Origin of the sequence: Haloplanus sp. C73, assembly GCF_051195115.1 — an archaeon.
Classification (GTDB): domain Archaea; phylum Halobacteriota; class Halobacteria; order Halobacteriales; family Haloferacaceae; genus Haloplanus.
Window position 1 is genome coordinate 344,730 of sequence record NZ_JBNTJZ010000002.1, and the last position, 25,239, is coordinate 369,968.

The 25,239-nt window shown below is 67.3% G+C and carries 25 protein-coding genes and 1 tRNA gene; 21 read left to right on the plus strand and 5 right to left on the minus strand.

Annotated elements, in window-relative coordinates; genetic code table 11:
* Positions 1-2: 2 nt before the first annotated feature.
* The 12 genes from pstB to ACQUSQ_RS06215 all read left to right on the plus strand — a co-directional run bounded on the left by pstB (position 3) and on the right by ACQUSQ_RS06215 (position 12,012).
* The gene (gene pstB, locus ACQUSQ_RS06160) at positions 3-932 is read left to right on the plus strand and encodes a phosphate ABC transporter ATP-binding protein PstB (RefSeq protein ID WP_435067659.1); all 930 of its coding nucleotides are present in this window, start codon (positions 3-5) and stop codon (positions 930-932) included.
* Between the two features lie 2 nt (positions 933-934).
* Entirely contained in the window at positions 935-1,609 is a 675-nt protein-coding gene (gene phoU, locus ACQUSQ_RS06165) for a phosphate signaling complex protein PhoU (protein ID WP_435067660.1), read from the plus strand.
* Between the two features lies 1 nt (position 1,610).
* Positions 1,611-2,600, plus strand: a complete 990-nt coding sequence (locus ACQUSQ_RS06170) for a PhoU domain-containing protein (RefSeq protein ID WP_435067661.1) — start codon at positions 1,611-1,613, stop codon at positions 2,598-2,600.
* 63 nt (positions 2,601-2,663) lie between these two features.
* Entirely contained in the window at positions 2,664-3,377 is a 714-nt protein-coding gene (locus tag ACQUSQ_RS06175) for an FAD-dependent oxidoreductase (protein ID WP_435067663.1), read from the plus strand.
* A gap of 136 nt (positions 3,378-3,513) precedes the next feature.
* A complete protein-coding gene (thiC, locus tag ACQUSQ_RS06180) occupies positions 3,514-4,962 on the plus strand; it encodes a phosphomethylpyrimidine synthase ThiC (protein ID WP_435067664.1) in 1,449 nt (482 codons plus the stop codon).
* A gap of 114 nt (positions 4,963-5,076) precedes the next feature.
* A complete protein-coding gene (bioB, locus tag ACQUSQ_RS06185) occupies positions 5,077-6,219 on the plus strand; it encodes a biotin synthase BioB (protein WP_435067665.1) in 1,143 nt (380 codons plus the stop codon).
* A 28-nt stretch (positions 6,220-6,247) separates the two neighbouring features.
* Positions 6,248-7,333, plus strand: a complete 1,086-nt coding sequence (locus ACQUSQ_RS06190; protein ID WP_435067666.1) for a transcriptional regulator — start codon at positions 6,248-6,250, stop codon at positions 7,331-7,333.
* A gap of 2 nt (positions 7,334-7,335) precedes the next feature.
* The gene (locus ACQUSQ_RS06195; RefSeq protein WP_435067667.1) at positions 7,336-8,595 is read left to right on the plus strand and encodes an aminotransferase class I/II-fold pyridoxal phosphate-dependent enzyme; all 1,260 of its coding nucleotides are present in this window, start codon (positions 7,336-7,338) and stop codon (positions 8,593-8,595) included.
* Between the two features lie 101 nt (positions 8,596-8,696).
* Positions 8,697-9,350 carry a dethiobiotin synthase gene (gene bioD / locus ACQUSQ_RS06200; RefSeq protein WP_435067668.1) on the plus strand — a complete coding sequence of 218 codons (654 nt, stop codon included), beginning with the start codon at positions 8,697-8,699 and terminating at the stop codon, positions 9,348-9,350.
* On the plus strand, positions 9,347-10,228 hold the full coding sequence (locus ACQUSQ_RS06205; RefSeq protein WP_435067669.1) for a 6-carboxyhexanoate--CoA ligase: 882 nt from the start codon (positions 9,347-9,349) through the stop codon (positions 10,226-10,228). Before bioD ends, ACQUSQ_RS06205 begins: the two co-directional genes overlap by 4 nt.
* A 148-nt stretch (positions 10,229-10,376) precedes the next feature.
* The gene (locus ACQUSQ_RS06210; protein ID WP_435067670.1) at positions 10,377-11,297 is read left to right on the plus strand and encodes a serine/threonine-protein kinase RIO2; all 921 of its coding nucleotides are present in this window, start codon (positions 10,377-10,379) and stop codon (positions 11,295-11,297) included.
* 124 nt (positions 11,298-11,421) lie between these two features.
* Positions 11,422-12,012 (plus strand): 50S ribosomal protein L15e, encoded by a 591-nt coding sequence (locus ACQUSQ_RS06215; protein WP_435067671.1) that lies wholly within the window; start codon positions 11,422-11,424, stop codon positions 12,010-12,012.
* Positions 12,013-12,063: 51 nt separating this feature from the next.
* Here ACQUSQ_RS06215 and ACQUSQ_RS06220 read toward each other — a convergent pair whose 3' ends face one another.
* From ACQUSQ_RS06220 to ACQUSQ_RS06230, 3 genes are all read right to left on the minus strand, one after another.
* Entirely contained in the window at positions 12,064-14,376 is a 2,313-nt protein-coding gene (locus tag ACQUSQ_RS06220) for a DUF2309 domain-containing protein (protein WP_435067672.1), read from the minus strand.
* On the minus strand, positions 14,366-15,838 hold the full coding sequence (locus tag ACQUSQ_RS06225) for a proton-conducting transporter transmembrane domain-containing protein (protein ID WP_435067673.1): 1,473 nt from the start codon (positions 15,836-15,838) through the stop codon (positions 14,366-14,368). Before ACQUSQ_RS06225 ends, ACQUSQ_RS06220 begins: the two co-directional genes overlap by 11 nt.
* Before the next feature lie 128 nt (positions 15,839-15,966).
* The gene (locus ACQUSQ_RS06230) at positions 15,967-16,428 is read right to left on the minus strand and encodes an Lrp/AsnC family transcriptional regulator (protein ID WP_435067674.1); all 462 of its coding nucleotides are present in this window, start codon (positions 16,426-16,428) and stop codon (positions 15,967-15,969) included.
* Between the two features lie 179 nt (positions 16,429-16,607).
* Between ACQUSQ_RS06230 and ACQUSQ_RS06235 the strand changes: the two genes are divergently transcribed.
* Positions 16,608-18,458: an aldehyde ferredoxin oxidoreductase family protein gene (locus ACQUSQ_RS06235; protein ID WP_435067675.1), complete on the plus strand. Its 1,851-nt coding sequence runs from the start codon at positions 16,608-16,610 to the stop codon at positions 18,456-18,458.
* 5 nt (positions 18,459-18,463) lie between these two features.
* Entirely contained in the window at positions 18,464-19,978 is a 1,515-nt protein-coding gene (locus ACQUSQ_RS06240) for a hypothetical protein (RefSeq protein WP_435067676.1), read from the plus strand.
* Here ACQUSQ_RS06240 and ACQUSQ_RS06245 read toward each other — a convergent pair.
* A complete protein-coding gene (locus ACQUSQ_RS06245) occupies positions 19,972-20,373 on the minus strand; it encodes a hypothetical protein (protein WP_435067677.1) in 402 nt (133 codons plus the stop codon). The genes ACQUSQ_RS06240 and ACQUSQ_RS06245 overlap by 7 nt on opposite strands.
* A 72-nt stretch (positions 20,374-20,445) precedes the next feature.
* Between ACQUSQ_RS06245 and ACQUSQ_RS06250 the strand changes: the two genes are divergently transcribed.
* Together ACQUSQ_RS06250 and ACQUSQ_RS06255 are read left to right on the plus strand one after the other, a co-directional pair.
* Positions 20,446-21,135, plus strand: coding sequence for a YqjF family protein (locus ACQUSQ_RS06250; protein WP_435067678.1), 690 nt, complete (start codon positions 20,446-20,448; stop codon positions 21,133-21,135).
* Positions 21,132-21,527, plus strand: coding sequence for a thiol-disulfide oxidoreductase DCC family protein (locus ACQUSQ_RS06255; RefSeq protein ID WP_435067679.1), 396 nt, complete (start codon positions 21,132-21,134; stop codon positions 21,525-21,527). The genes ACQUSQ_RS06250 and ACQUSQ_RS06255 overlap by 4 nt, the downstream gene beginning before the upstream one ends.
* On the opposite strand, the gene ACQUSQ_RS06260 is transcribed toward ACQUSQ_RS06255, so the two are convergent.
* Complete coding sequence (locus ACQUSQ_RS06260; RefSeq protein ID WP_435067680.1) at positions 21,528-22,709, minus strand: ABC transporter substrate-binding protein; 1,182 nt, start codon at positions 22,707-22,709, stop codon at positions 21,528-21,530.
* A 141-nt stretch (positions 22,710-22,850) separates the two neighbouring features.
* Between ACQUSQ_RS06260 and ubaA the strand changes: the two genes are divergently transcribed.
* The 5 genes from ubaA (at position 22,851) to ACQUSQ_RS06285 (ending at position 25,215) form a co-directional block, all read left to right on the plus strand.
* Complete coding sequence (ubaA, locus tag ACQUSQ_RS06265) at positions 22,851-23,663, plus strand: SAMP-activating enzyme E1 (protein WP_435067681.1); 813 nt, start codon at positions 22,851-22,853, stop codon at positions 23,661-23,663.
* 40 nt (positions 23,664-23,703) lie between these two features.
* Positions 23,704-23,776, plus strand: a tRNA-Pro gene (locus ACQUSQ_RS06270).
* Positions 23,777-24,206: 430 nt separating this feature from the next.
* Positions 24,207-24,644, plus strand: coding sequence for a hypothetical protein (locus ACQUSQ_RS06275; RefSeq protein ID WP_435067682.1), 438 nt, complete (start codon positions 24,207-24,209; stop codon positions 24,642-24,644).
* Positions 24,641-24,919, plus strand: coding sequence for a hypothetical protein (locus tag ACQUSQ_RS06280; RefSeq protein WP_435067683.1), 279 nt, complete (start codon positions 24,641-24,643; stop codon positions 24,917-24,919). The genes ACQUSQ_RS06275 and ACQUSQ_RS06280 overlap by 4 nt, the downstream gene beginning before the upstream one ends.
* Positions 24,916-25,215 carry a hypothetical protein gene (locus ACQUSQ_RS06285; RefSeq protein ID WP_435067684.1) on the plus strand — a complete coding sequence of 100 codons (300 nt, stop codon included), beginning with the start codon at positions 24,916-24,918 and terminating at the stop codon, positions 25,213-25,215. Before ACQUSQ_RS06280 ends, ACQUSQ_RS06285 begins: the two co-directional genes overlap by 4 nt.
* Positions 25,216-25,239 lie beyond the last annotated feature (24 nt).

Sequence of the window (25,239 nt, forward strand, 5' to 3'; positions counted from 1 at the left end):
CTATGAGTAATTCACAACAGACCCAGAGTCAGACCCAGACACAGACCGAGACGACAGGCAGCGACCAGCCCCTCGAAACCACCAGCGGCGAGACGGTCGAAGAGACCAGAGCGGAGTGGGTCGAGTTCGATTTCGACGGGACGACGAAACTGGCCGTCGAGGACCTCGACGTGTACTACGGCGACGACCACGCGCTGAAAGGCGTCTCCATGGAGATTCCCGAGCAGAGCGTCACCGCGCTCATCGGGCCATCCGGGTGTGGGAAGTCCACGTATCTCCGCTGTCTCAACCGGATGAACGACCGTATCAACGCCGCCCGCGTCGACGGGTCGGTCCAACTCGACGGGAAGGAAGTGTATCAGGACGGCATCAATCTGGTCGAACTCCGCAAACGGGTCGGGATGGTGTTCCAGTCGCCCAACCCGTTCCCCAAGTCGATTCGGGACAACATTGCCTACGGCCCGCGGAAACACGGCGACATCGAGACGGGGCTGTTGGCGCGGTTGCTCGGCCGTGACGACAGCGAGGCGGAACGTGAACTCGTCGAGCGGGCGCTCAAACAGGCCGCCCTCTGGGACGAGGTACACGACCGGCTGGACGACAACGCCCTCGGGCTGTCGGGTGGACAACAACAGCGGCTCTGTATCGCCCGCTGTCTCTCTGTCGACCCCGACGTCATCCTGATGGACGAGCCGGCGTCGGCGCTCGACCCCATCGCGACGGCGAAAATCGAGGACCTCATCGACGACCTCTCCGAGGAGTACACGGTCGTCATCGTCACGCACAACATGCAACAGGCGGCGCGCATCTCCGACCAGACCGCCGTGTTCCTCACCGGCGGCAAACTCGTCGAGTACGGCGACACCGACCAAATCTTCGAGAATCCCAAGAGTCAGCGCGTCGAGGACTACATCACCGGCAAGTTCGGGTAGCCGTGACCCGAGACGACTTCCAGCAGTCGCTCGCCGACCTTCGCACCGACGTCCTCGAGATGGCCGACCTCGTCGCTGACCGCCTCGACCGAGCGCTGACGGCGCTGGAGACGGTCGACGAGGACGCGGCGCGCGACGTCGCCGAGGCGGACGACGAAATCGACCAGCGCTATCTCGACCTCGAATCGACGTGCATCCAACTGTTCGCCCGCCAGCAACCCGTCGCGAGCGACCTCCGATTCGTCGCCGCGTCGTTCAAGATTATCACGGACCTCGAACGCGTCGGCGACTTGGCCGTCAACCTCGCGCAGTACACGCTCGCGGCGGACGACGAGCGGTTCGCGGAGGTCGACCTTTCCGCTATCGGCGACCTCGCGGGCGAGATGCTCGACGACGCCATGACGGCCTATCGGACCGACGACGCCGCGCTGTGTTGGTCGGTCGCGAACCGCGACGACGAACTCGACGCGCTGTGTCAGCGCGCGAGCGAGCGCGTCGTCCGCGAACTCATCGAGCGCGAGGTCGACGACGGCGATTCGTGGGCGGTCGAGGAGATGATGGACGACGTGTCCCGGCTCCTGTTAATCGTCCGTGACCTCGAACGCGTCGGCGACCACGCCGTCAACATCGCCGCCCGAACCCTCTACATGGTCGAAAGCGACCCGGCCCTCGTCTGACATGGAAACTCGAAAACTCCAGAAGGTCGGTGGCTCGACCTACGCCGTCTCGCTCCCGAAGGAGTGGGCGACCGAACACCACCTCGAAGCGGGGATGCCCATCCACCTCTATCCTCACACCGACGGCTCGCTCGTCGTCCGCAGCGCGCGAGACGGCGAGGCGCTCGGGTCCACTACCATCAGCCTCCCGACTGCCGACGCCGGCGCCGTCGAGCGCGCGCTCCGGGCCGCCTACGCCGTCGGCTACGAGTCGGTCACGCTCGAACCGCCCGACTCCACCACCTTCGACGCGGAGGAACGGCGGGTCGTGCGCCGATTCGTCCAGACCATGGTCGGCCTGTCGGTCACCGAGGAGTCGGCAGAGCGACTCACCGTCGAGACGTTTCTCGACGCCAGCGAGGTGTCGATACGGCAGTCCGTCGTCCAGCTTCAGTTCGTGGCGTGTGCCATGCACCGGACCGCCGTCGAGGCCATCAGCGGCGCAGGCGCGGACCGCCTCGCCGAGCGCGACGACGAGGTCGACCGCCTCTTTGCCATGCTCACCCGCCACTTCACCCGGTCGCTCGCGGATTTCGAGGAAATCGACCATCTCGACGTCCGGCGCTCGACGCTTTTCGAGTACTATCTCGTCGCCCAGCAACTCGAACGCGTCGCGGACCACGCCGTCCGGATAGGCGCACTCGCCGACCGAATCGACCCCGACGAGGACGTCCTCGCCGAACTCACAGCGCTGGCGTCGGCGGCGCGAGACGTCGTCGAGACGGCCACCTCGGGCGTCCTCGAACTCGCGCCGCGCCGCGCCCACGAGGCGCTCGACCAGCGCGATACCGTCGTCGACGACGTCCGCGCCCTCGACCGGGCGCTCTTCGAGTCGGCGCCGCCCGGCGGCTACGCCCTCTCCCGTATCGTCGCCCTCCTCCGCCGCACCGCCGAGTGTGGCGGCAACGTCGCGACCGTCGCGCTCCGGTCGGGCGTGCGTCCCGACGCCTGAGCGCCTCGCGCTCCGCGCCGACCGAACGGCGATTACAAGTGCGTACCCCGTCTGTCGCGTCTCATGCACGACGTTCTGATAATCGGTGGTGGCGTCGCCGGCCTCTCGGCGGCCACGTTCACGGCTCGCGCTGGTCTCGATACCCTCGTGCTGGACGCCGGCGACTCCATCCTCCGGCGCAACGCGCATCTGGAGAACTACCCCGGCTTCCCCGCCGGCGTCAACGCCCGACTGCTCCTCGACCTGTTCGCCGAGGGGACCGACCGCGCGGGGTGTGAGCGCCGCGAGGCCGAAGTGACCCGGCTCCGTGCCGACGACCCTTTCGTCGCCGAGACGGCGGGGGACGAGCAGTACCGCGCCGACCGCGTTATCGTCGCGACGAAAAACGCGGTCGACTACCTGCCCGAGGCGGTGTCCGTCGTCGACCGGGGCAAGCCCTTCGTCGAGACGGACGAGCGCGGGCGAACTGACGTCTCGGGGCTGTACGCCGCCGGACGCCTCGCCGGCAAGCCCCATCAGGCCATCGTCAACGCCGGCCACGGCGCCGAGGTGGCGGTGACGCTCTTGGAGGACGCGGACCAGCCGTTCTATCACGACTGGGTCGCCCCGGAGGGCTATTTCACCGACCGCGGGCGGGACCTGCCGCCGGGCTGTGAGGAAATCGACGACGAAGAGCGCCGCCGGCGGGAGGACAGCGCCCGCGCCCTGCTTCGAGAGCGGTTCGCGGAACCCCATCCGTCCGACCAGCCGACGCATCCGAGCCTCGACGACGAGTAGCCGTCTCGCACACGACCCCCGAGGACGGGCCGGTGTGCGCCGTTATTTGCTGATTCGACTCGCTCGCTCACGGAGCGCCGAGTACGACTCGTTTCTCCCAGAGGATATATCACCTAGTAATATAACCTAGTTATTGATGTCGGAGACTCAGCTTCAGCGGGCCAAAGCAGGCGAAATCACTCCCGCCATGGAACGCGTTGCCGAGCGCGAAAACTGCGATTCGGCCGTCGTTCGACGACAGGTTGCCGAGGGACAGGCCGTCATTCCGAACAATCGTGCTCACGAATCGCTCGACCCGATGATTATCGGGCGCGAATTCTCTACGAAGGTCAACGCGAACATCGGTAACAGCGACACGACCAGCGACATCGACGGTGAACTCCAGAAGCTTCACACGGCGGTTCACTACGGTGCCGACACGGTGATGGACCTGTCGACCGGCGAGGGGCTCGATGCCATCCGGAGCGCCAATATCGAGTATTCCCCCGTGCCGGTCGGAACGGTCCCCATTTACGAGGCGGTCAAGCGCGTCGACAGCCCCGCCGACATCACCCACGACCTGTTGCTCGATATCATCGAGAAGCAAGCCGAGCAGGGCGTCGATTACATGACTATCCACGCGGGCGTGCTGATGGAACACCTTCCACTAACGGACGGCCGAAAGACCGGTATCGTCTCCCGCGGGGGGTCGATTCTGGCCCAGTGGATGGAGGAGAACGGGATGCAGAACCCGCTGTACACGACGTTCGAGGACATCTGTGACATCTTTGCGGAACACGACGTGACGTTCTCGTTGGGCGATGGTCTCCGTCCCGGGTGTCTCGCAGATGCGAGCGACGACGCCCAGTTCGCCGAACTCGACACGCTCGGCGAACTGACACGGACGGCGTGGGACCACGGTGTCCAAGTCATGGTCGAAGGCCCCGGACACGTCCCGATGGACGAGATTGCCGATAACGTCGACCGCCAACAGGAGGTCTGTGACGGCGCACCGTTCTACGTCCTCGGTCCGCTGGTCACCGACGTCGCGCCGGGCTACGACCACATCACGAGCGCCATCGGGGCGACCGAGGCCGCGCGTGCCGGTGCTGCGATGTTGTGTTACGTTACGCCGAAGGAACACCTCGGTCTCCCCGACGAAGCGGACGTCAGAGACGGTCTCGCAGCCTATCGGATTGCGGCCCACGCCGCCGATGTCGCGAACGACCATCCGGGTGCGCGTGACTGGGACGACGCGCTGTCCGAAGCGCGCTACGAGTTCGACTGGCGCCGGCAGTTCGAACTCGCGCTGGACCCCGAGCGTGCCCAAGAGTATCACGACCAGACCCTGCCCGGCGACAACTACAAGGAGGCTCGCTTTTGCTCGATGTGCGGTGTCGAGTTTTGCTCGATGCGAATCGACCACGACGCACGGGATGCCGACGGCGAGATGTCTTCGATTGCTGACGAGACCGACCTTGACGCGTCGCCGTCCGCGGATGTGAACCTCCCCCCGGTCGGCACCCACGACACGAGTCGTGTGCCTGACGAAGTCGAAATCGGCGGTGTCACGTTTACGCCGGCAGACTCACACGCTGACGACTGACTCTCGACGGCCCGTGTCGGCCGCTCCGGCATCGGCTCTGCTGTCTACATCGACTCCGACCCAGCGCCCCCAGTATCCCCAACTATTTTGGTTTCGTAAACCACTCCGCCAATCGTGGTTTACGAGACGGACAATCGAACGGTTGACGAGGCAGTCACACGCGTGGTTGACGGTGAACGTCTCACCAGGCGTGACGCGTTGGCATTGCTGGCTCAGCCGGTCGCGGAGCTTGCACCCGCCGCGGACGCGGTGCGGGCGCAGTTCGGCGATGACACGGTCGATGCCTGTAGTATCGTGAACGCGAAGGCCGGAAACTGCGCGGAGGACTGTGGCTTCTGCGCGCAGTCGACACATTTCGACACCGGTATCGACACCTACGGGTTTCTCGACCCGGCGGAGATTCTCGCGGCCGCCAAACGCGCCGAACGCGACGGCGCCCAGCGCTTCGGTATCGTGGTCGCCGAGAAAGGCGTGAGCAAGCGAAAGCGGCCCGAGGAGTGGGACGACGTGCTGCGAGCCATCCGGTTAGTACGGGACGAGACTGACGTGGAGGTAGACGCCAGTCTCGGGCTGCTCACCGAGGAGGAAGCTCGAATCCTCGCCGCAGAGGGCGTCAACCACTACAACCACAACATCGAGACCTCGCCGCGATATTTCCCGGAAATCGTCTCCTCACACGACTTCGAGGACCGGGTGAAGACGTTAGAGCGGGCGAAGGCCGCGGGGATGGACCTGTGTGCGGGCGTCATCTTGGGCATGGGGGAGGCACCGACCGACCGCGTCGACGCGGCGCTCGCGCTCCGTGACGTGGGTGTCTCCTCGGTTCCGGTGAATATCCTCAACCCCGTCGAGGGGACGCCCTTGGGCGACCGGGATGCGGCTGACATCTCGACGACGGAACTCCTCAAAACGATTGCCGTCTATCGCCTGCTGTTCCCGCGCGCCCGGGTGCGTCTCACCGGCGGCCGGGAGGTCAACCTCGACACGGAGCAACAGCACCGCCCGTTCGAGGCCGGCGCCGACGGCATGCTCACGGGCGACTACCTCACGACCGAGGGCCAGACGCCCGCCGACGACATCGAGGTAATCGAACGCGCGGGCTTACGCCCCAATACCGAGGCTAACGACTTCGACCCGGAGGCGGTCAAGGCGCGGTCGCGCGACTGCGCCTCCGCCGTCGACACCGCTGCAGGCTCTGCGACGAGCAACGCGAACGCCTCGGAGACGAGTACGTCGACCGACACTGCAGACAACTGATTCGCGTCGATTATCCACAGACAAACCAATGGATGACGTAACCTTCGCAGTACTGGGAACCGGTGGTATCGGCAGACGAACGCTCGAAGTCAGCACGCACAAGGACGGTCTCGTCCCCGTCGCCGCCTGCGACCGTCACGGCGTTGCATTCGACCCCGACGGGCTTGACGTTACGGAACTACTCGAAGCCACGGCAGGCAACATCGCCGGGGACGGGACCGGCGACACGGACGAGGGCGAGACGAGTGGCGCGGGTGCAGCCGGCGCTCCCGACGGCGGGGCGGCCGTCAAGCAACGCGGCGCGAACGCTGGCGTGGTCGCCTCGGCTCAGGGTGAGCGAACGGAGACGCCAATCGACGACGTGATTGCACTCTGTGAATCCGTCGACGCCGTCGTCATCGCGCTTCCCAACCTCGAACACGACTTCATTCCGCGAATAGCCGAGCGCTTCGCCGACGCCGACTTCGAGGGCGTCCTCGTCGACGTACTCAAGCGTTCGCGCGTGATTGGGATGCTCGAAGACCGCGAGGAGACACTCGTCGAGTCGGGCATCACCTTCGTCTGCGGTGCGGGGGCGACCCCCGGCTTCCTCACCGGCGCCGCTGCGCTGGCGGCCCAGTCGTTCATCGAGGTTGAGGAGGTCGAAATCTGGTGGGGCGTTGGCCTCAAGTCGGGATACGATGACAACCGAGGCACCGTCCGCGAAGACATCGCCCATCTCGACGGTTACGACATCGAGACCGCTCGCGGTCTGAGTGAGGACGAAATCGAGGACGTCATCGACGAACACGACGGCGTCCTCGAGTTCGACGACATGGAACACGCCGACGACGTGCTACTGGAGCGGGCGGGCATCTGCGACGCCGAAGACGTCCACGTCGGCGGTATCCTCGACGTCCGCCACGACGACAAGCCAACCACGACGACGGTGCGCGTGACCGGCCGCACGTTCGACGGTGAGCGCGGGACCAACACCTTCCAACTCGACGACGACACCAGCATGGCCGCCAACGTGAACGGGCCGGCGCTGGGCTATCTGAAAGCCGGCGTCCGGTGTAACCGCGCCGGCGACTACGGCGTGTTCGGACCGGCCGAACTCCTGCCGGGGTTCTAGCGATGACCGATTCGACGCCGTCAGACGCTACTTCTCCCGACCGGGAGCGGCGAGCAGAGCCGAACGAGGACCACGGGTTCAGCCTCGAATCCCGGTTGGCTGCCCGTGAGGCGCGCGGCCTTCGTCGCGACCGCTCGCCCGCCCGAGACGTGTGTGCCCGGACGCGGTTCGCGGCCGACCCAAAGGGGGAGCCGCCGCAGTTCGAGGGCGAGCGGCAACTGGTGTTCGCCGCGAACAACTACCTCGGTCTCGCCACCGACGAGCGGGTTCAGCGCGCGGCCGCGGCGGCCGCGCGAGAGGTTGGCACCGGTGCCGGGGCCAGCCGGCTCGTGACCGGTGACACTGGCCTCCATCGGGCGCTCGAACGCGACCTCGCGGGCACCAAGGGGACCGACCGGGCGCTGGTCTTCTCCTCGGGCTACGCCGCGAACCTCGGGACTATCTCCGCACTGTCACCGGACGTGATTTTCTCCGACGAGTTGAACCACGCCAGCATCGTGGACGGCTGCCGGTTCTCGGATGCCGAGACGGTCGTCTACGAGCACGCCGACGCAGACGCACTCGCACGAGCGATGGCCGCGAGAGACGGTGCTGCGGACGAGTGCTGGCTGGTCGTGACCGACTCCGTGTTCAGCATGGATGGCGACATCGCCCCGTTGGCGGCCATCTGCGACACGGCCGAACGCCACGGCGCGTGGGTCATGGTCGATGAGGCCCACGCGACTGGTCTCTACGGCAACGGGGGTGGCTTGGTTCAGCGTGAGGGTCTCTCGGAGCGCGTCGACGTCCAACTCGGCACGCTCTCGAAGGCGCTGGGTAGCCAAGGCGGGTACGTCGCCGGCGACGAAGCGCTCGTGGAACTCCTCGCCAACGAGGCGCGTTCGTTCGTCTACTCCACGGGACTGGCGCCGCCAGCCGTCGGCGCAGCCCGCGAGGCACTCCGTATCGCTCGCGAGGGCGAGGTCCGCCGGGCGCTCTGGTCGACGGTCGAACGGCTTCGCGACGGTCTCGAATCTATGGGTTACGAGGTGCTCGGTGAGACGCAGGTGCTCCCCGTGGTGGTTGGCGAACGGGACGACGCCGTGGTGCTGGCGAACGAACTCGAGGAGCGAGGCGTCGTCGCACCCGCTATCCGCCCGCCGACTGTCCCCGACGGAACCAGTCGCATCCGGGTCGCACCGATGGCGACGCATACCGACGACGATTTGGAACGGTGTCTGACCGCGTTCGAGGCGGCTGGTACGGAGGTCGGCGTACTGTGACGTCAGGTCCCGACTCTTCAGGGACACCTCTCGCGTCCATCGTCGGCTCTCCCGATGCATTCGACATTGACGATTTCGCGGTGGTCGGGACGGGTACCGGTGTGGGAAAGACCGTCGTGACCGCGGGACTTGTGGGTGCGCTACGCGAGGCGGCTGTAGACGCCTGCGGCGTCAAGCCAGCCCAGACCGGGTACCCAGCCGACGACGACGCAGGATTCGTCGCCGACGCCTGCGGAAGCGAGGCCGCGGCGACCTGTCTGCGACGGCTCGAACCTGCGCTAGCGCCCGCTGTCGCCGCCGAACAGGCGGGCGAGACGCTGGACTACGACGCCATCCGCGACGACTGTGCACGGGCCATCCACGCTGCGACCGTCGGCGTCGTCGAAGGCATCGGTGGGCTGTGCGTCCCGCTGGCGGACGGTCACGAGGTAATCGACCTCGTGGCCGACCTGAATCTCTCTGCCGTCGTAGTGGCGCGCCCCGGCTTGGGGACGCTCAATCACACTGCGCTTACGGTCGAGGCGCTCCGCCGGCGTGACATCGAAGTAACTGGCGTGGTGCTCAACGACTACACGGGCGAGACACTCGCTGAACGCACCAATCCCGGTACCATTGCCGAGATGACTGGCTGTCCAGTCGAGACACTTCCGACGCTCGATATCGACAGTCCCGCAACGCCGGTCGAAGAAGTCCCGGACCACCTTTCAACTGCCGTCCTTCCGATAGCCGAGCACGCTCGCGAGGAGGCCCCATGAGCGAAGACGATAGTGTCACCGACACAGCACCGCGACACACAGTAGACGCCTTCAGCGTCCGGATGCGCGCGAGTGCCGGGGACGACCACGTTTCGGGTGCCGAGACGATTGTCGCTCGCGACACGGCCGGCGAACCAAGCCCGTCGGCTGCAGTCTCGAAGGAAATCGCGTCCGCCGCGGAGTCGATGGTCCAGAGGGCGCTCCAACACCCGCGAGGCGACCCGGACGACGTGACGGTTACCGTCGAACGGTTGTCGAGCCTGCCCCGCCGCATCGATGCGCTTCCCGTGGTAACACTCGATGTCGATGGCGAGACTCGCCGTGTGGCACGGGAGCTGCTCTCACGGGCCGGCGTCACGGACGATGCGCTGACTCGTGGCTTCGACACGATTCGGAGCGACACCGCCAAACGGGGAGCTGCACTGGTCGACGCTGCCGACGGGTCGCGGCTCGACCCGACCCCGACGAAAGGGGTTCGGGTGACTCACATTGGCACGAGCAGCGCGGGCCGCGATGCACTCGACGCCGCACTCGCGGCGCAAGACGTTGCCTCTCCCGAGACGGTCCGAGAAGCGGTGGTGCTCTCGACCACGGTCGCCCGCGCGCCGGGAACGCGAGCCGAACTCTGTTGGTCCGACGACCCTGACTACGATACCGGCTACGTAGCCACCTCGGACGCATACTATCGGCTCCCTGCACTGAAACCAGATGGTGTGACCGACGGGGGACGGGCTATCTTCGTCGATTCGGATGCTCCCGTCGACGAGACTATCGAACACTTAGAGAACCAGCCCGTACTAATCGATGGCGCGTCGGGCGCTGAGAAACTTTCCCCCGCCACCCTGTTCGGCGACAGACGCGGTCCATTCTGGACGTGACTCACGCTACGTGCTACGGCCGCGAGTTCGACTCGATACACACGTTGCAGTCGCTTCCGAACGCAGTAGTCGAGATATTTCCTATCGCGACATACGATTTACGCCCCCGACGCGGGGGGCTTTTGTCCCTCGCGCGCCGTATACGAGTATGGTCAAAAACGTCGCCGGCGTGATGGCCGAACTCGAACCCGAGGACTTCTATCTGCTCTCGGGCGTCGAGCAGGGGATGCGGTTCAGCGAGTGGGTCAACCGGAGCAAACTCCCCGAAAACGCCGGCCTGACGCCCGAGGAGGTCGAGTATCGGCTCGACCGGTGTATGAAACGCGATTTGGTCGAGCGCCGAACCATCCAGTACGAGGGCTATCAACTCACCTTCGAGGGGTACGACGCCCTCGCGCTCCACACGTTCGCGGAGCGCGAATCAATCGAGGGCGTCGGCGCCCCACTCGGTGTCGGCAAGGAGAGCGACGTCTACGAGGCCCAATCCTACCGCCCGCTGGCGCTGAAGTTCCACCGCGAGGGCTACACCAACTTCCGCGAGGTGAACAAGGAGCGAGACTACACCGCCGACAACGACCACGTTTCGTGGCTCTACACGGCACGAAAGGCCGCGGAGCGGGAACACGAGGCGCTCGAAACGCTCTATCCCGACGTGGCGGTGCCGCGGCCGGTCGACCACAACCGCCATGCCATCCTGATGACGAAGTTCGAGGGCGTCGAACTCGCGCGGGCGAAACTCGACGACGAGCAGGTGGTGGCCATCCTTGACCTGATTCTCGACGAGGTGGCGACTGCGTACGACGCCGGGATGGTGCACGCCGACCTCAGCGAACACAACGTCGCCGTCGCGCCCTCGGGTATCACCATCTTCGACTGGCCGCAGTCGGTGCCGACGGACCACGCCAACGCCGACGAACTCCTCGAACGCGACGTGGCGAACCTCGTGGGCTATTTCGGCCGGAAACACCCCGCGCTCGTCCCCGACGTCGACACGGACCGGATTGCCGCGGCCATCGTCGACGGCGACTTCGAGACGGTCCGGGCGTTCGCGCCGAGTCGAAGTTCTTAAGCGGAACCGAGCGGTAGGTCCGCTAACTCGCTGGTCGACGGGCCCCAGCGGGCACCCGACTCGTCGGGACGATATGTGACCCGCCTGACGGCGGCGTTGAATCGCAAGCGCCCGTGGGTAAACTATGGCACGAAGCTTCTACTCCCACATCCGAGACGCGTGGCAGAACCCCGACGACGGGGCACTCGCCGAACTGCAGTGGCAACGAAAACAGGAGTGGCGCGAGCAAGGCGCCATCGAGCGTATCGAGCGCCCGACCCGCCTCGACAAGGCGCGCAACCTCGGCTACAAGGCCAAACAGGGCATCGTCGTCGTGCGAACCTCGGTCCGCAAGGGCGGGGCTCGCAAGCGCCGATTCAAGGCCGGCCGACGCTCGAAGCGACAGGGTGTCAACCGCATCGGTCGCCGCAAGAGCATCCAGCGCATCGCCGAGGAGCGAACCTCGCGAAAGTACCCCAACCTTCGCGTGCTCAACTCCTACTGGGTGGGTGAAGACGGGTCGCAGAAGTGGCACGAAGTGATTCTCGTCGACCCCGAACACCCCGCCATCGAGAGCGACGACGACCTGAACTGGGTCTGTGACGACTCCCACCGCGGCCGAGCGTTCCGCGGCAAGACCAGCGCCGGCGCGAAGGGTCGCGGCCAGCGCAAGCGTGGCAAGGGTACGGAACACACCCGACCCAGCATCGGCGGCGACCGACGCCGCGGCAAGTAACTCGCTTCCAAATTTTCCGTTTTTCAGCCGCCGTAGCGACGGCGCCGCGATTCAGTCGTCGGCGACGGGCGCCGCTTCGGGCGTCGCGGCTGCCGCCCACTCCAGTTCGCGCTCGTAGTGGAACGCGCGGTGGTCGCGCGTCGGGTCGACGACGGTCAGCGACAGCCAGCCGTTATCGAGCAGCGTCGTCAGGTTCTCGTTGGCGGCCAAGATGTCGGTCACGCGGTCGACGGGCGCGTGAATCACCGTCGAGAGGCGGAGCGGCTGGTGGTGCGGGTCGTCGTCGCCAGCCAAGACGGACTGCTGGGGCAGGCCGGCCATCAGGTCGCCGCCGTTGCCCTGATAGACGCCGAGGTTGCCGACGGGGTTGTGCGTGACCTTCGACCCGCTCCCGAAGACGGCGGTGTCGACGGTCGAGAAGTAGTACTGCAGGTTTATCCACTGGGTCACGACCATCGGCCCGGTCATGACGGCTTCGAGGGCGTCGCCCTCCGAGTCCGTCTCCCAGTCGTAGGAGTGGAGGAACGAGCGCCCGTCGAGATTCAGGTCGGCGGTGAGGTCACGTGGCCCGACGACGAAGCCCGCGTTGCCGGCCAGCCCCCACTCGGGGCGGGTTTCCGCCCAGTCGGTGGCGCGACGCTCTGCCTCGCTCACGTCGCCGTCGCGCTCCGCGGCGGCGCCGGCCTGTGCCTCGTCGAGCGCCGCGCGCAGTTCCGCGACGTCCTCGCGGTGGCTCTCGGGCACGTCGCCGTCGTAGAGCGTCATCGCGTCGGTCGTGGTGTCGTGTTCGGCGGCGAGGAAGACGGTGTCCTCCGGAATCTCGATGCCGCGGTCACGGAGTTCGGCCTTGACCGCAGGCTCGTTGCAGATGGTGGCGAGGGCGCGGGCGTTCGGCCCGCCGGGGTTGCCGGCGCAGGCGCCACAGTCCAGACTCGCCTCGAACGGGTTGTTCGCCGTCTGGCTCGCGTGGCCCGTGAACACGACGAGGCGGGCGAACGTCTCCCAGCCCATCGTCTCGAAGGCCGCCGCGGCGTACTCGACTTTCTCCTCGCGGGTCAGCCCCGACGGGAGGTCCGTGTCCGCGTGAGGGTCGTGGTCCACCCCGGGCGTACAGAACTCGTGGGGGTCAGGGCCGATATCGAACCCGGCGGCGCGGGCGGGGGCGAGCGTCCGCGCCGCGAGCGCCGCCCCGTAACCGAGTCCCGCGCTCTCGACGAAGCTGAACGCCGTCGCGACGTTGGATTCGAGGGATTCGATTATCTCCGCCCCCGCTCCGCGTATCGACTGCCAGCGGTCGTGACGCGCCGTCTTCTCCTCGTCGGTCGGGCGCTCGGTGACGTGGTGTTGGGCGTCGACGACCGGCGGACACGCGTCGACTGCGGTGTCGGCGTCGTAGCCCTCGTAGCGTATCGGGAGGCCGAACGACCCAGCGTAGCCGAACGTCTCGTACGCGCCCGCGCGCTCGACGTGGCGGCGGATGACCTCCGAGCGCGTGTCGATACAGAAGACGAGTTGGGCGTCGGGGCGCTCCTCGTCCGGGTCGCGCGCCTCGCTCGCGTCGGCGACGGCGTCGGTCAGCGTCTCGCGGTACGTCGCCTCCCACGCTCGGAGCCAGCACTCGGCGAGCGGCACGCCGTCGTCGGTTTCCTCGGGTGGCTCCGGCGTCGGGGCGTCGAGCAGGTCGGTAAGCGCCAGCCTGACGGCCAGATAGCCGGGGAGCGTAATCGGGTGTGCGGACTGCCACGCGTCGCCCTCGTCGGCGCGGCGCTTGATGAACCCGGTCCAGCCGGGGAGGGCGGTCAGATGCGCCTCGAAGACGTCGTGCCACTCGCCGACCGGCCTGTCGTCGAGGTGGTGGCGGATGGCCTCGATTGGGTCGTCCGGTACGTCGGCGACGCCGTCGGGTATCTCGTCGTCGTGAGGGGCGAGACTGCGGAACGCGGCGTAGAACCCGTCCTCGCGGTTGGGCATCGACCACTTCGCGTGCCCTTGGTCGAGGAAGGCCGCGAGCCACTTCGTGACGATACGGTCGACCGGGTCCGGGTCGCTCGCCGTCGTCGACTGCTCGCGCTCCATGCGGTCGAGCAACTCCGCGGGGTCCGCGTCGTAGCCGTGTTCGGCGAGTTCCGCGGCGAGTTCGTCGGGGTCGATTCGATTCTCGTTCCACGCGCGACGGAACACGTCGGTGTCGGGGTAGCCGTCGGCGTCGAGGTGGGCCTCGGCCTGTGCGACGGCCTCGTGGAACGGCTGGTCCTCCAAGTCGGCGAGGGGGTTGTTCGCCACGAAGGAGTGGACGGGCCAGACGCGGCCGACCGTCGATGCAGCCTGCTCGATGCTCTCGCGGATTGCGGGTTCAGTACTCATTGTACTCCTCCTGACTCGTCAACAGCGTCTCGGGGTCGGGTTGGGTCGCGTTCAAAAGCGTCACGTACAGCCACTCGCTGCGCTCGTAGACGCCGCGCTCGATGGCGAGATACGCGGCGAGGAACGCGGCGAGGACGAGGCCGTGGACGATGGTGAGGTCGGCGGGCGCCGTCACGACGGGCAGGTCGGCGAGCGCGACGTCGACGGCGCGGTACGCCAGTCCGTAGCCGGCAATCGCCGTCACGGCGACCAGCGGGACGGCGACGAAACGCACCGCCGCCGGCACCGACGCCGCTCCGACGACCGACCGGACGGCGTGGAGCGTCGTCAGGACGACCAGCGCCACCAGCACCAGCCCGCTCCCGAAGTGGGTGCCCTTGTCGGTGAGAGCGACGAACACGGCACCGCCGGCGAGCGCCGTCAGACCGGTCGTCACGGCGCCTGCGACGCCCATCGAGGACGATTCGTGGTCGGTCGTCGGCTGGGTGCGCTCGATTTCGTCACCCACCGAGAGGAACTGGTAGGCCTTGAAGAAGCCGTGCAGGATGAGGTGGGTGATGGCCGCGCCGAAGAAGCCGAGGCCGGCCTGCATAATCATGAATCCCATCTGCCCGACGGTCGAACAGCCGAGTTGGCGCTTGATGTCGGTCTGGACCGTCTTCAGGAGTTTGCCGCCGAGCGCACTGATTGCACCGACGACGACGAGTATCTGCATGGCCATCGCGTCGAGGGTCACCAGCGGGGCGAAGCGAAGCAGGAGAATCCCGCCCGCGTTGACGAAGCCGGCGTGCATCAGCGCCGAGGCTGGCGTCGGCGCCGTCATCGAGGACAGGAGCCACGCGTGGAAGGGCAGGAGTGCGGACTGGGCCATCGCGACGAGGATGAGGCCGCCGACGGCGACGGCCCACACCGGTATCGAGAGCGCGTCCGCCTGCGCGCCGATACCGGAAATCGTCGTCTCGCCCGTCGCCCACGCCAGTAGCGCGAGGACCGCACCCAACAGGGCGCCGCTCGCGACGAAGTAACGGCGGGCGAGCGCTCCGGCGGCACGCGCTTGCGGCCAGCCACGGACGATACCGATGAGGTCGGCCATCACGAGTCCCATGCCGAGCCACGCCAGCGCAAAGAGCGCGACGTGGTCGGCCGCCACGAGCGTCATCACGACCAGCGTGAACGCGAACAGGCGGTAGAAGAAGCGGCCGAGGTGGTCGCTCCCCGCCATGTAGCGTCGCGAGTAGCTGTGGACGATACCGCTGAAAAACGTCACCACGACCCACATCAGAACGGTCAGGCCGTCGACGGCGACGCCCGGTCCCGTCCACGTGGCGCCGACGGCGAGCAGTCCCAGACTCGCCATCCACAGCGCCCACACCAGCCGTGTGAGCATCGCGGGCGTGAGCGGCGACGACACGTCCGTCCTCGGCAACTGTCCGACCACCGTCGAGTGTTCCCGTTCTGTCATCGTTCAGGTTGTCGACCCGCCGGGACTCTCCCGGCGCGTCGTCTCTACCCATACAACGAACGTTCTGGTTATTAAGAGCTTCTATTTTACCAGTTTGTTCCTGAAATCTGTATTATAGAACGTTATAGTTATTCTGGAGCGAAGTCGCCGAACGGGGTGGTTTCGTGACTGCGGACGAGTACCTCGTCGGCGACGGTCAGGCCCATATCGAGAAGCGCTTGCGCGACGGAGGTGATGTCGCTGTCCTCCTCGCCGACGGCGGTCACTAGCAGGTTCTGCTCGCCCGTGACGAGTTCCTGCACGGAGACGACGCCGTCGATGTCGAGGATGTCCGGAATCATGTCGCCCCGTTCGGGTATCGAGGCGGTACAGAACAGGAGCATCCGGAGCGGGTAGCCCGACTGCTGGTAGTCGATGGCGGCGCTGTACCCCTTGATGACGTCTTCCGATTCGAGGCGCTGGATGCGCTTGCGGACCGTGCTGTCGGAGGTGCCGGTCCGCTCGGCGATGTCGCCCGAGGACATGTTCCGCGCGTCCTCCTGTAGCGCGTGGAGAATCGCCCGGTCGACGTCGTCGATATCGTCGGCCATGCCTCGGCCTTTCGCGCGCGTGCCAAAGGAACTTCGCCTGCCGTGAGCCGGTCATATATCACATATCGCTATACCGAACCACCCGCGACCGACAAACGATTTGTGCGCGGAGCGTTCAGATTCGCGTATGCAACGCCAGACCACCGCGACCCGACGAGACCCGTCGGGGGAGGCCTAGCGTGTCCGACCTGCCATCCGTCTACGGCGGGCAGACGCTTCACGTCCGCCTCGACGAGGGTGAGGCGAGCGTCGAGGACATCGCGCCCGCCGACGCGCGGCGTTTCCTCGGCGGCAACGGCTTCGCGGCGAAGGCCGTCCACGACCACGTGCCGCCCGAGGCCGACCCGTTCGACCCCGAGAACGTCGTTGCCTTCACCGTCGGCCCGATGAACGGGACGCCGTTTCAGTCGACGAGTCGCGGCGTCGTCGGCTTCGTCAGCCCCCAGACCGACGGCTTCTTCGACAGCACCTTCGGCGGCACCTTCCCCCGCGCCCAGAAGACGACGGGCTTCGAGAGCATCGTCCTCCACGGCGCCGCGCCCGAACTCTCGTACGTCTACGTCGACGCCGACGGCGCGCGCGTCGAACCCGCGCCGGACCTCGCGGGCCTCGACACCTACGAGACGTGTGCGGAAGTCGAATCCCGCGTCGCGGCCGACGCCGACGACGTCCACGTCGTCGCGACGGGACCGGCCGGCGAGAACCTCGTCCGATTCGCCTGTCTCCTGCACGACTCCGAGATGCGCGAGGGGGTGGCCGGCCGCGGCGGCGCGGGGGCCGTCCTCGGCTCGAAAAACGTCAAGGCCGTCGTCGTCGAGGAGGGCGACTTCCAGCCAGACGTCGCCGCCGACGGCGACCTGCGAAGTCTCGTCGGCGAGCGAATGGGGCCGCTGATGGAGGAGACGGAGATGCTCCAAGAGTACGGCACGAGCGGCCTCGTCAACCCCATCAACGAGATGGGGAAACTCGGCCGCCGAAACAACCAGCGAGAGCAGTCGGCCGACGAGGAGGCCGAGGCCATCAGCGGCGAGCGCCTGCGCGAGGAGTACGTCACCGAGGACACGACGTGTGCGAACTGCGCCGTCGCCTGCGGGAAACACGTCACCGTCGAGAACGAGGGCGTCACCGACGCGAAGATTCCCGAGTTCGAGAGCCTCTTCGGCACGGCGACGATGACGGAGGTGTTCGACCTCGACCGCGTGGTGAAAGTCAACGACCTCTGTGACCGACTGGGGATGGACACCATCTCCTTCGGCGTCTCCGTCGCCTTCGCCCGCGAGTGCGCCGAGAAGGGCCTGCTCCCCGACGACATTCCGCATCTCGACTTCGGCGACGCAGAGGGTCTGGTCGAACTCGCCCGACAGACCGCCCACCGCGAGGACTTCGGCGACCGACTCGCCGAGGGTTCGTTCCGGCTCGCTACCGACCTCGCAGACGAGGCCGAGCGATACCTCCACGGCGTCAAAGGCTTGGAGTTCGCCGCCCACTCCCCACGTGGCCTGAAGGGTATGAGCATCGGCTACGCCACCGCCACCCGCGGCGGCTCACACCACGACACCCGGCCCACGCTCCAGTACGAGGGCGAGCACTCCGAGACGACCGACGGCACGCCCGAGTTCGCCGCCCGAACTCAACACTTCACGGCACTCGGCGACTCCCTCACCCAGTGTCGGTTCGTGAGCGAGGCCGGGTGGGGGAAACGCGTCACCGACCGCTATCGCGACGCCATCAACGCCGCGACGGGGTGGGACCTCTCGACGGCCGCCGTCGAGCGCATCGGCGAGCGCATCTACAACCTCGAACGCCTCATCAACGTCGAGCGCGGCGTCGCCCGCCGCGAGACGGACACCCTCTCTCATCGGGTCATGCACGAACCCATCCCCGACGGCCCGGCGGAGGGGATGTACTGCCCGCCCGAGGAACTCGACGCGATGCTCGACGAGTACTACGAGTTCCGCGGCTGGGACGACGACGGCGTCCCCACCCCCGAGCGTCTCGACGCCCTCGACATGGCCGAACTCGCCGACTGACAAACGTGTCCGCCCTCCGTCCGGCCGTCCGCGCCACCCTGAACAGCCCCCGTCTACTCGCACTCGCCGCGCTCGCCGCCGTCGCCGAGACGGCGGTTCGGGTCGGCGCTATCCTGGTAGACTCGATTCCGCTCGCCGTCCTCTGCCCGCCGGTCGGCGTCGTCGTCCTCGGCCTCGCCGCGCCGAGCGTTCGGGCCGCGCTCTCGCCCTCTCTCGACTCCGACGACACCGGCCGCCCGTCGCTTCCGGCGCTGTTCGCCGTCGCGGTGGGTGGCCACGCCCTCGCCGTCGCCGTCGGCACGACCGGCTTCCTCCTTCTGGATACGCCCGCCCGCGCCGCGCTGTACTGGCTCGGATACGGCGACGCGCTCACGTCGCTCTCGGTACAGGTCGGCGGGGCCATCCTCGGCGTCAGCGTCGGCACCCTCCTCGGCTGGGTCGTCGCCGCTCCCGCCGTCGGCCGCGTCGTCGCCGGCGACTCGCCGGGTCGCGCGCTCGGTGCGGCGCTCGTGGGCGCCGGCGAGTCGCCCCCGGCTGTCGCGAGGCTACTCGCGGTCCATTTCGCGTTCGCGGGCCTCCTCGTCGTCGCCGTCGCGACGGCGATTGGCGCCGGGGGCCGCCTCGGCCTCGCACTCGGCGTCGCTATCGCCGTCCTCGGCTCGGCGTTCGCGCTCGCGGTTCTCGCCGCCCGGTCGGTCGCGGCCGCGCCCGCCGAGGCGTCGCCGCCCGACTGGCGCCGCGTGGCCCTGATTCTCGTCGTCCTCGTCGCCGCCGGCACGGCTGTCGGCGGCGTCCGGGCGGCGGAGTTGCGCCCGACTGCGACACACGCGGCGTCGCTCCCCGACGACCCCGACGCCGCCTACGCGACGGCGCGCGCGAACACGTTCCGCGCCGACCACCGCTACCGCGTCGCCGTCCTCGCCCCCGACGCCGACCCCTTCGTCGTGGAGCATCGAATCGACCGGACGGACCGCCAGTACCGGCAGACGACGGACGGCCGGGCGCACGGACCGTCCGTGTACGCCTCGGCGGGCACGGGGTCGCCGCCGACTCGCGGCCTCGATATCGTCGCGCTCGGGTCGCGGACCGCCGACGGGCACACGGTCCGGGCCACGCCGGACTACGTCTCGTGGGCCGACCGCTACGACTGGGCGCCCGGTGGCGGCCTCAAGCCGCCGGCGGCGGGCGTCGACGGCTGGCGCGTCGCAGAGCGCGGGGACGGCCGACTCGTCCTCGAACTCACCGACCCCGAGGCGGTGTTCGCGGCCACGCATCCGAACGGGCCGGACCGTCTCTCGAACGTGAGCGCCGCACACGTTCGCGCCGTCGTCGACACCGAGACGGCGACGCTCGAACGAATCGACGTTCGGTTCGACGGTACGGTCGTGTCGGGGGACGACTCGACGCGTGTCGCTTCGCGCGTCCGTCACGAGTTCGCCGTCGGCGTCGACGTGGCGCGTCCGTCGGCGCTGGGCGCGCTCCGGCCGTCCGAACTCGTCTGGCGGGCGCTCGTCTACTGACCGGCGCCAGTTTCGCGGTAGCCGACGACGAGCCACGTCCCGACGGCGACGAGGCCGGCGACGACGACGAACGCCCAGAACGCGGTCCACGCTCCGGCGGCGACACTTCCGGTGACGACGGCGACGGCGACACCCGAGACGGCGGCGGCGACGAAGGGGAGAAGGAACGGCCAGTCGGTCCACTGCCCGCCGGCGTTGTGATACTCGACGGCGTACCCCCAGACGTTGCCGACGGTGAACTGGAAGACGACGGTGCCGAACAGGCCGGAGAGCACCGCCGAGAGGGCCGTTCTGGTAGTCAGGGCGTCGGCGCGCCACAGCATGAGGGCCGTTCCGGCGAGGAAGACGGCGAGCAGGACGCCGTGCCACGGTCGGAGGCGTTCGTGGAGGGACATGGGCCTGCGTCTCGCGCCGGGGTCAAGAGAGTACGGGCGAGGACTCTTCTCGATGCGTCCCGACGTAGCCACATGGTCTGCCCGCTGGAGATGGGTTGGCGGCACCTGCTGTTCGAGAACTGGCCCGTCGACCCCGACCTGATGGACGCCCACCTTCCGGAGTCGCTCGACGCCGACCGGCACGACGGAGCCGCGTGGCTCTCCGTCGTTCCCTTCACCAACGTCGCCGTCCGGCCGCGAGGGGCGCCCCGGGCGCTCGGGGTCAGACTCCCGGAGCTCAATGTCCGGACCTACGTCACCCGCGACGGCGTCCCGAGCGTCTACTTCTTCAGCCTCGACGCACAGGGCCTCGCGAGCGTCGTCGGCGCTCGCCTGTTCCATCACCTCCCCTACTACTACGCCCGGATTTCGCTGGAGACAGCGGACGGCGAGGTACGGTTCCGGAGTCGGCGGCGCCACCCCGGCGCCCGCCCCGCTCGCTACGCGGCCACGTACGCCCCGACCGGCGACCCGTTCGACGCCCCCGACGACCCGCTGGCTGAGTTCCTCGTCGAGCGCTATCGGTTCTACACCGAGGCGTCCGACGGCTCGCTCCGCTACACCGACGTGCGACACGACCCGTGGACGCTGTACGAGGCGGAGGCGAGCGTCGACACCGACACCGTGGTGCGTGCCAACGGCTTTGCCCGGCCCGACACCGACCCGGTGTACTACTACAGCCCCGGCCTCGACGTCGTGGCGTCGCGGAGCCAGCGCGCGTGACCGACCGTCCAATCGTCCTCTTCGACGGTGTCTGTAACCTCTGTAACGGGTTCGTGAACTTCTTGCTCGACCACGATTCCGAGGGTCGGCTCCGGTTCGCCGCCCTGCAATCAGCGGCCGGACAGGAACTGCTCGCGCGTCACGGGCTCCGCGATATTGACTCGGTCGTTCTCGTCGAGGGTGGCCGCGCGTACACGAAATCCGCGGCCGCGATTCGCATCGCCGAGCATCTCGGCTGGCCGTATCGGGTGGCGCGAGTGGCGCGGCTCCTCCCCACAGACGTTCGGGACTGGTTGTACGACCGCATCGCTGCCAACCGCTACGACTGGTTCGGAAAGCGCGAGGGGTGTCGCGTCCCGGACGAAGACGTCAGCGACCGCTTTCTCTCCTGACTACGCGCCGCCGACGATGTTAGCGACTCGGTCGCGGTCGAACAGCCGTTCGTCCGGCGGAATTTCGGGGTACGCCCCACCGTCGTAGCCCGGCCACTCGCCGAACCGCTCGGGGTAGAGCTGTTTCGCCGTCATCTCGAGTTGGAAGAGGTTCATCAGCGGGCCCTGCAGCGGGTTGCCGCCCGCGTAGAACCGGCCGTTCTCGATGGCCGAGAGCTGGCCCCCTACCGAGTGGTCCGCAATCTCCTCCCTGATACCGTCGACGTCGTAGTACGAGTAGCCGTAGCGGTGGAGGAGGATATCCGGGTCGATATCGAGTAGCGTCTCGAAGTCGTACGACGACTCGTAGGACACGTCGTCCCCGGCGAAGGCGTCGTTGGCACCGAGCGGGCGGGTGTGGGCCTTCGCGAAGCCGGCGGTGTTGAGTTCCGCGGGGTAGAACGTCTCCCCCATGTAGAGGACGGAGCCGACCGTCGGTCGCTCCGCCTCGGGCGGCAGGTTCGACTGGATGGTGTCGACGAGGTCCGCGTGTATCGATTTCAGGGCGTCGTAGCGGTCGCGGGCCTGAAAGACGGTGGCGACCTGTGACGCGATTTCCCAGAGCGTGTAGTACTCGTAGGCGTCGCGATAGGGCTCCGGTGGCTGAGTGTTGTTGCGGCTGTAGTTGTTGCCGAACCACGGCCCGACGTTGTTTCGGATGGTCTCGACGTCGTCGACGTCCCACCCGTCGAACGAGCAGACGAGCGCCGGGTCGACGAGATGGAGGTCGCTGTCGAGTTCGTAGAACAGTTCCCGGTCGACGGTCAGCCCGCCCGACTCCGAGTTGAGCTGTGCGAGCCCAGTGTGGTCGAACGCGATGCCGTCGAGCCGTTCGTAGAAGGCGTCGAGCGCCCCCGCCACTTCAGTGCTGAAGCCGAGCGAGTTCACCGCGTCGCCGTGGCCGTACGCGACGGCCATGTCCGCATACAGCAGGTTGTACACCATCACGCTCTCCGGCGGGGCCTCGAACTCGACCGTCCCGACCGGCGCCAGCGTCGCCTCGTACGTCTCTCCCGTCCATTCGCCCGCGTTCGACTCCCCGGCGGTGCCCGCACATCCGGCGAGCAAGCCGGTGGCCGCGGCGCCGTAAGTCACGTAGTCGCGTCGCGTCAGCGCCGACCGCCCGGTGTCCTCTTGCTCCATGTCGTTTAGGCTGGCCTAAATCCATAAAACCGTTCTGGGATGGGGGCGCGCGCTGGCGCTATTCCGATTTCATATCGTAGCATGTGATTTATCGAGTGCGAACGGCGCGGATTTATCCTCCTCGACCACGGAGTAGGTGGTATGAGTGAGCTTTCGCTGGACGCCACGCAGTTGGACCGCTACTCCCGACACATCATCATGGACGAAGTCGGGCCGGAGGGGCAAAAGCGCCTGCTCGATTCGAGTGCGGTCGTCGTCGGCGCCGGCGGTCTCGGCGCCCCCGTCATCCAGTATCTCGCGGCCGCGGGCGTCGGTCGCATCGGCATCGTCGACGACGACGTGGTGGAGCGCTCGAACCTGCAACGGCAGGTCATCCACCGCGACGCCGACGTGGGCGCCCCGAAAGTCGAGAGTGCGAAGGAGTTCGTCGCCGACCTCAACCCCGACGTCGACGTCGAAACCTACCAGACGCGACTCGACCCCGACAACGCCGACCTCCTGACCGACTACGACATCGTCGTCGACGCCTCCGACAACTTCCCGACGCGGTATCTGGTCAACGACACCTGCCGACTCGCCGGTATTCCCGTCTCCCACGGCGCCATCTACAAGTTCGAGGGCCAAGTGACGACGCTCCACCCCGACGGCCCCTGCTATCGCTGCCTGTTCCGCGAAGCGCCCGAACCCGGCACCGTCCCCGACTGCGCGACGACCGGCGTCCTCGGCGTCCTCCCCGGCACCGTCGGCTGCATTCAGGCGACTGAGGCCGTGAAGGTCCTGCTCGACGCCGGCGACCCGCTCGTCGGCCGCCTCCTGTTCTACGACGCCATGGACATGAGCTTCGAGACGGTCCCCTACGCCGAAGACCCCGACTGCCCCGTCTGTGGCGACGACCCTATCGACTCCATCGAGGACATCGAGTACACCGACGGGTGTGCGATTAGCGCCGACTGAACGAAATCCTTTAGCGCCCGCGCGGCGCAGAGCAAGACGCGGGACCGTGGGTTAGCCTGGTATACTTCGGGCCTTGGGTGCCCGTGACCCCGGTTCAAATCCGGGCGGTCCCACTCGGTTATAAACCCGAAACGCCACACGGCGAGTACCTTCTTAAGTCAGGGTGAGACTCAATGAGCCGGGGTGTCCGCGACCCCGGACTCGAGGATCTTCCCGACCCCATTTGCTGGTACTGTGGGACCCGTATCGAAGAGGAGCCACAGGACTGTCCTGCCCGCGATGACGGGAGGTGTCGTCCGTGACGCTCCTCGATATCGCCGCCGAGGAGCTTCGGAGTCGGCAGCACGGTCCGCTTCCGACTGACGGGCAAGGCGAATTCCGGTGCACCGACTGCAACGCGCGATGCACTCGCTCGCCCACGAAGAACATCGAGTACGGCCACAAGTCTTGGTGCTCGCAACGACCAGATCATCTGCCTAACGGAGGTCCAGTCTTTCAAAACGAGTCGTCGGAGCGGGTCGCGACCGACGGAGGTGACGACCAGTGAGCACCACCGTCGAATCCGAGGGCGTCCCCACGGACGACCTCGAGGTCGGCGACGTGGTCGTCGTCAGTCGGTCGATTGGGGAACTCGAAGAGCGGACGTTCGCGACTGTCGTCGACGTCGGTCAGGACGGCCCGCTCGTCGCAGGGCCGGGTATCGAGACGGCGACGCTCGCCCGCGCACTCCAGATCGATTCGGTGACGCGCTACGACGAAGTCATCGGGCAAGACGAAACAGGCGCGTTCCATCTGCACCAGCGCTGTGCGTTCTTCCACGTTCTCGATGTCCTCGACGAGCCGGGCACCGAGCCGGCACCTCGGAAGTTCCTCCGAAAAGGGACGGTCGAGAAGTGGATTCGGTTCGTCGACGAACGGCGCGGGTGGACGAGCATCCCCGAGCGCTATCGCGACATCCTCGAGGGAGGTGACCGACGGTGAGCGATCACTCGCCAAGCAGTACTGAACGATCCGTCGACGAGCTACTGGCGGTCGAGTACCTCACCGTGGACGAGCTACGGAAGCTCCGTCCGCGCTCGAAACCACTGCCGCCCGAGAACGAACTCGATGACGCGGAGTGTCACAACTGCGGCGAGCCGTGGAACGGCGGCGAGGACTGGGACGAGCGGCACCTACACGGTGGCCCGTCTCTCGGAGAGGACTGGAAGTATCAGTGTCCGAACTGCGGTTTCGAGACCTTCGAGGTGGGAACATGACGGACGACTACGTTCGTCTCACGGACCACGCCGCCGACCGGTGGGCGGCTCGGAGCGACGACACCGGCTACGGTCCGGTCGTCGCCTGGAGGGAGGGCCGCGTCATCCCAGAGCCACACGGCCTCGAGGCCGACGAAGTGCGCTTCCATCGGCCGAGCGGCACCGTCCTTCTGAATCGCGACGGATATCTCGTCACTGTCATCGACGCCGACAGCGCGAAGCCGAAGCTCCGGCGGGCGCTTCGATGTCTCGGCGATGTTGCCGACCTCGAAATAGAGGGAGGTGAGCGACGGTGAGCGAGCACTCTGGAAGCGTTATTG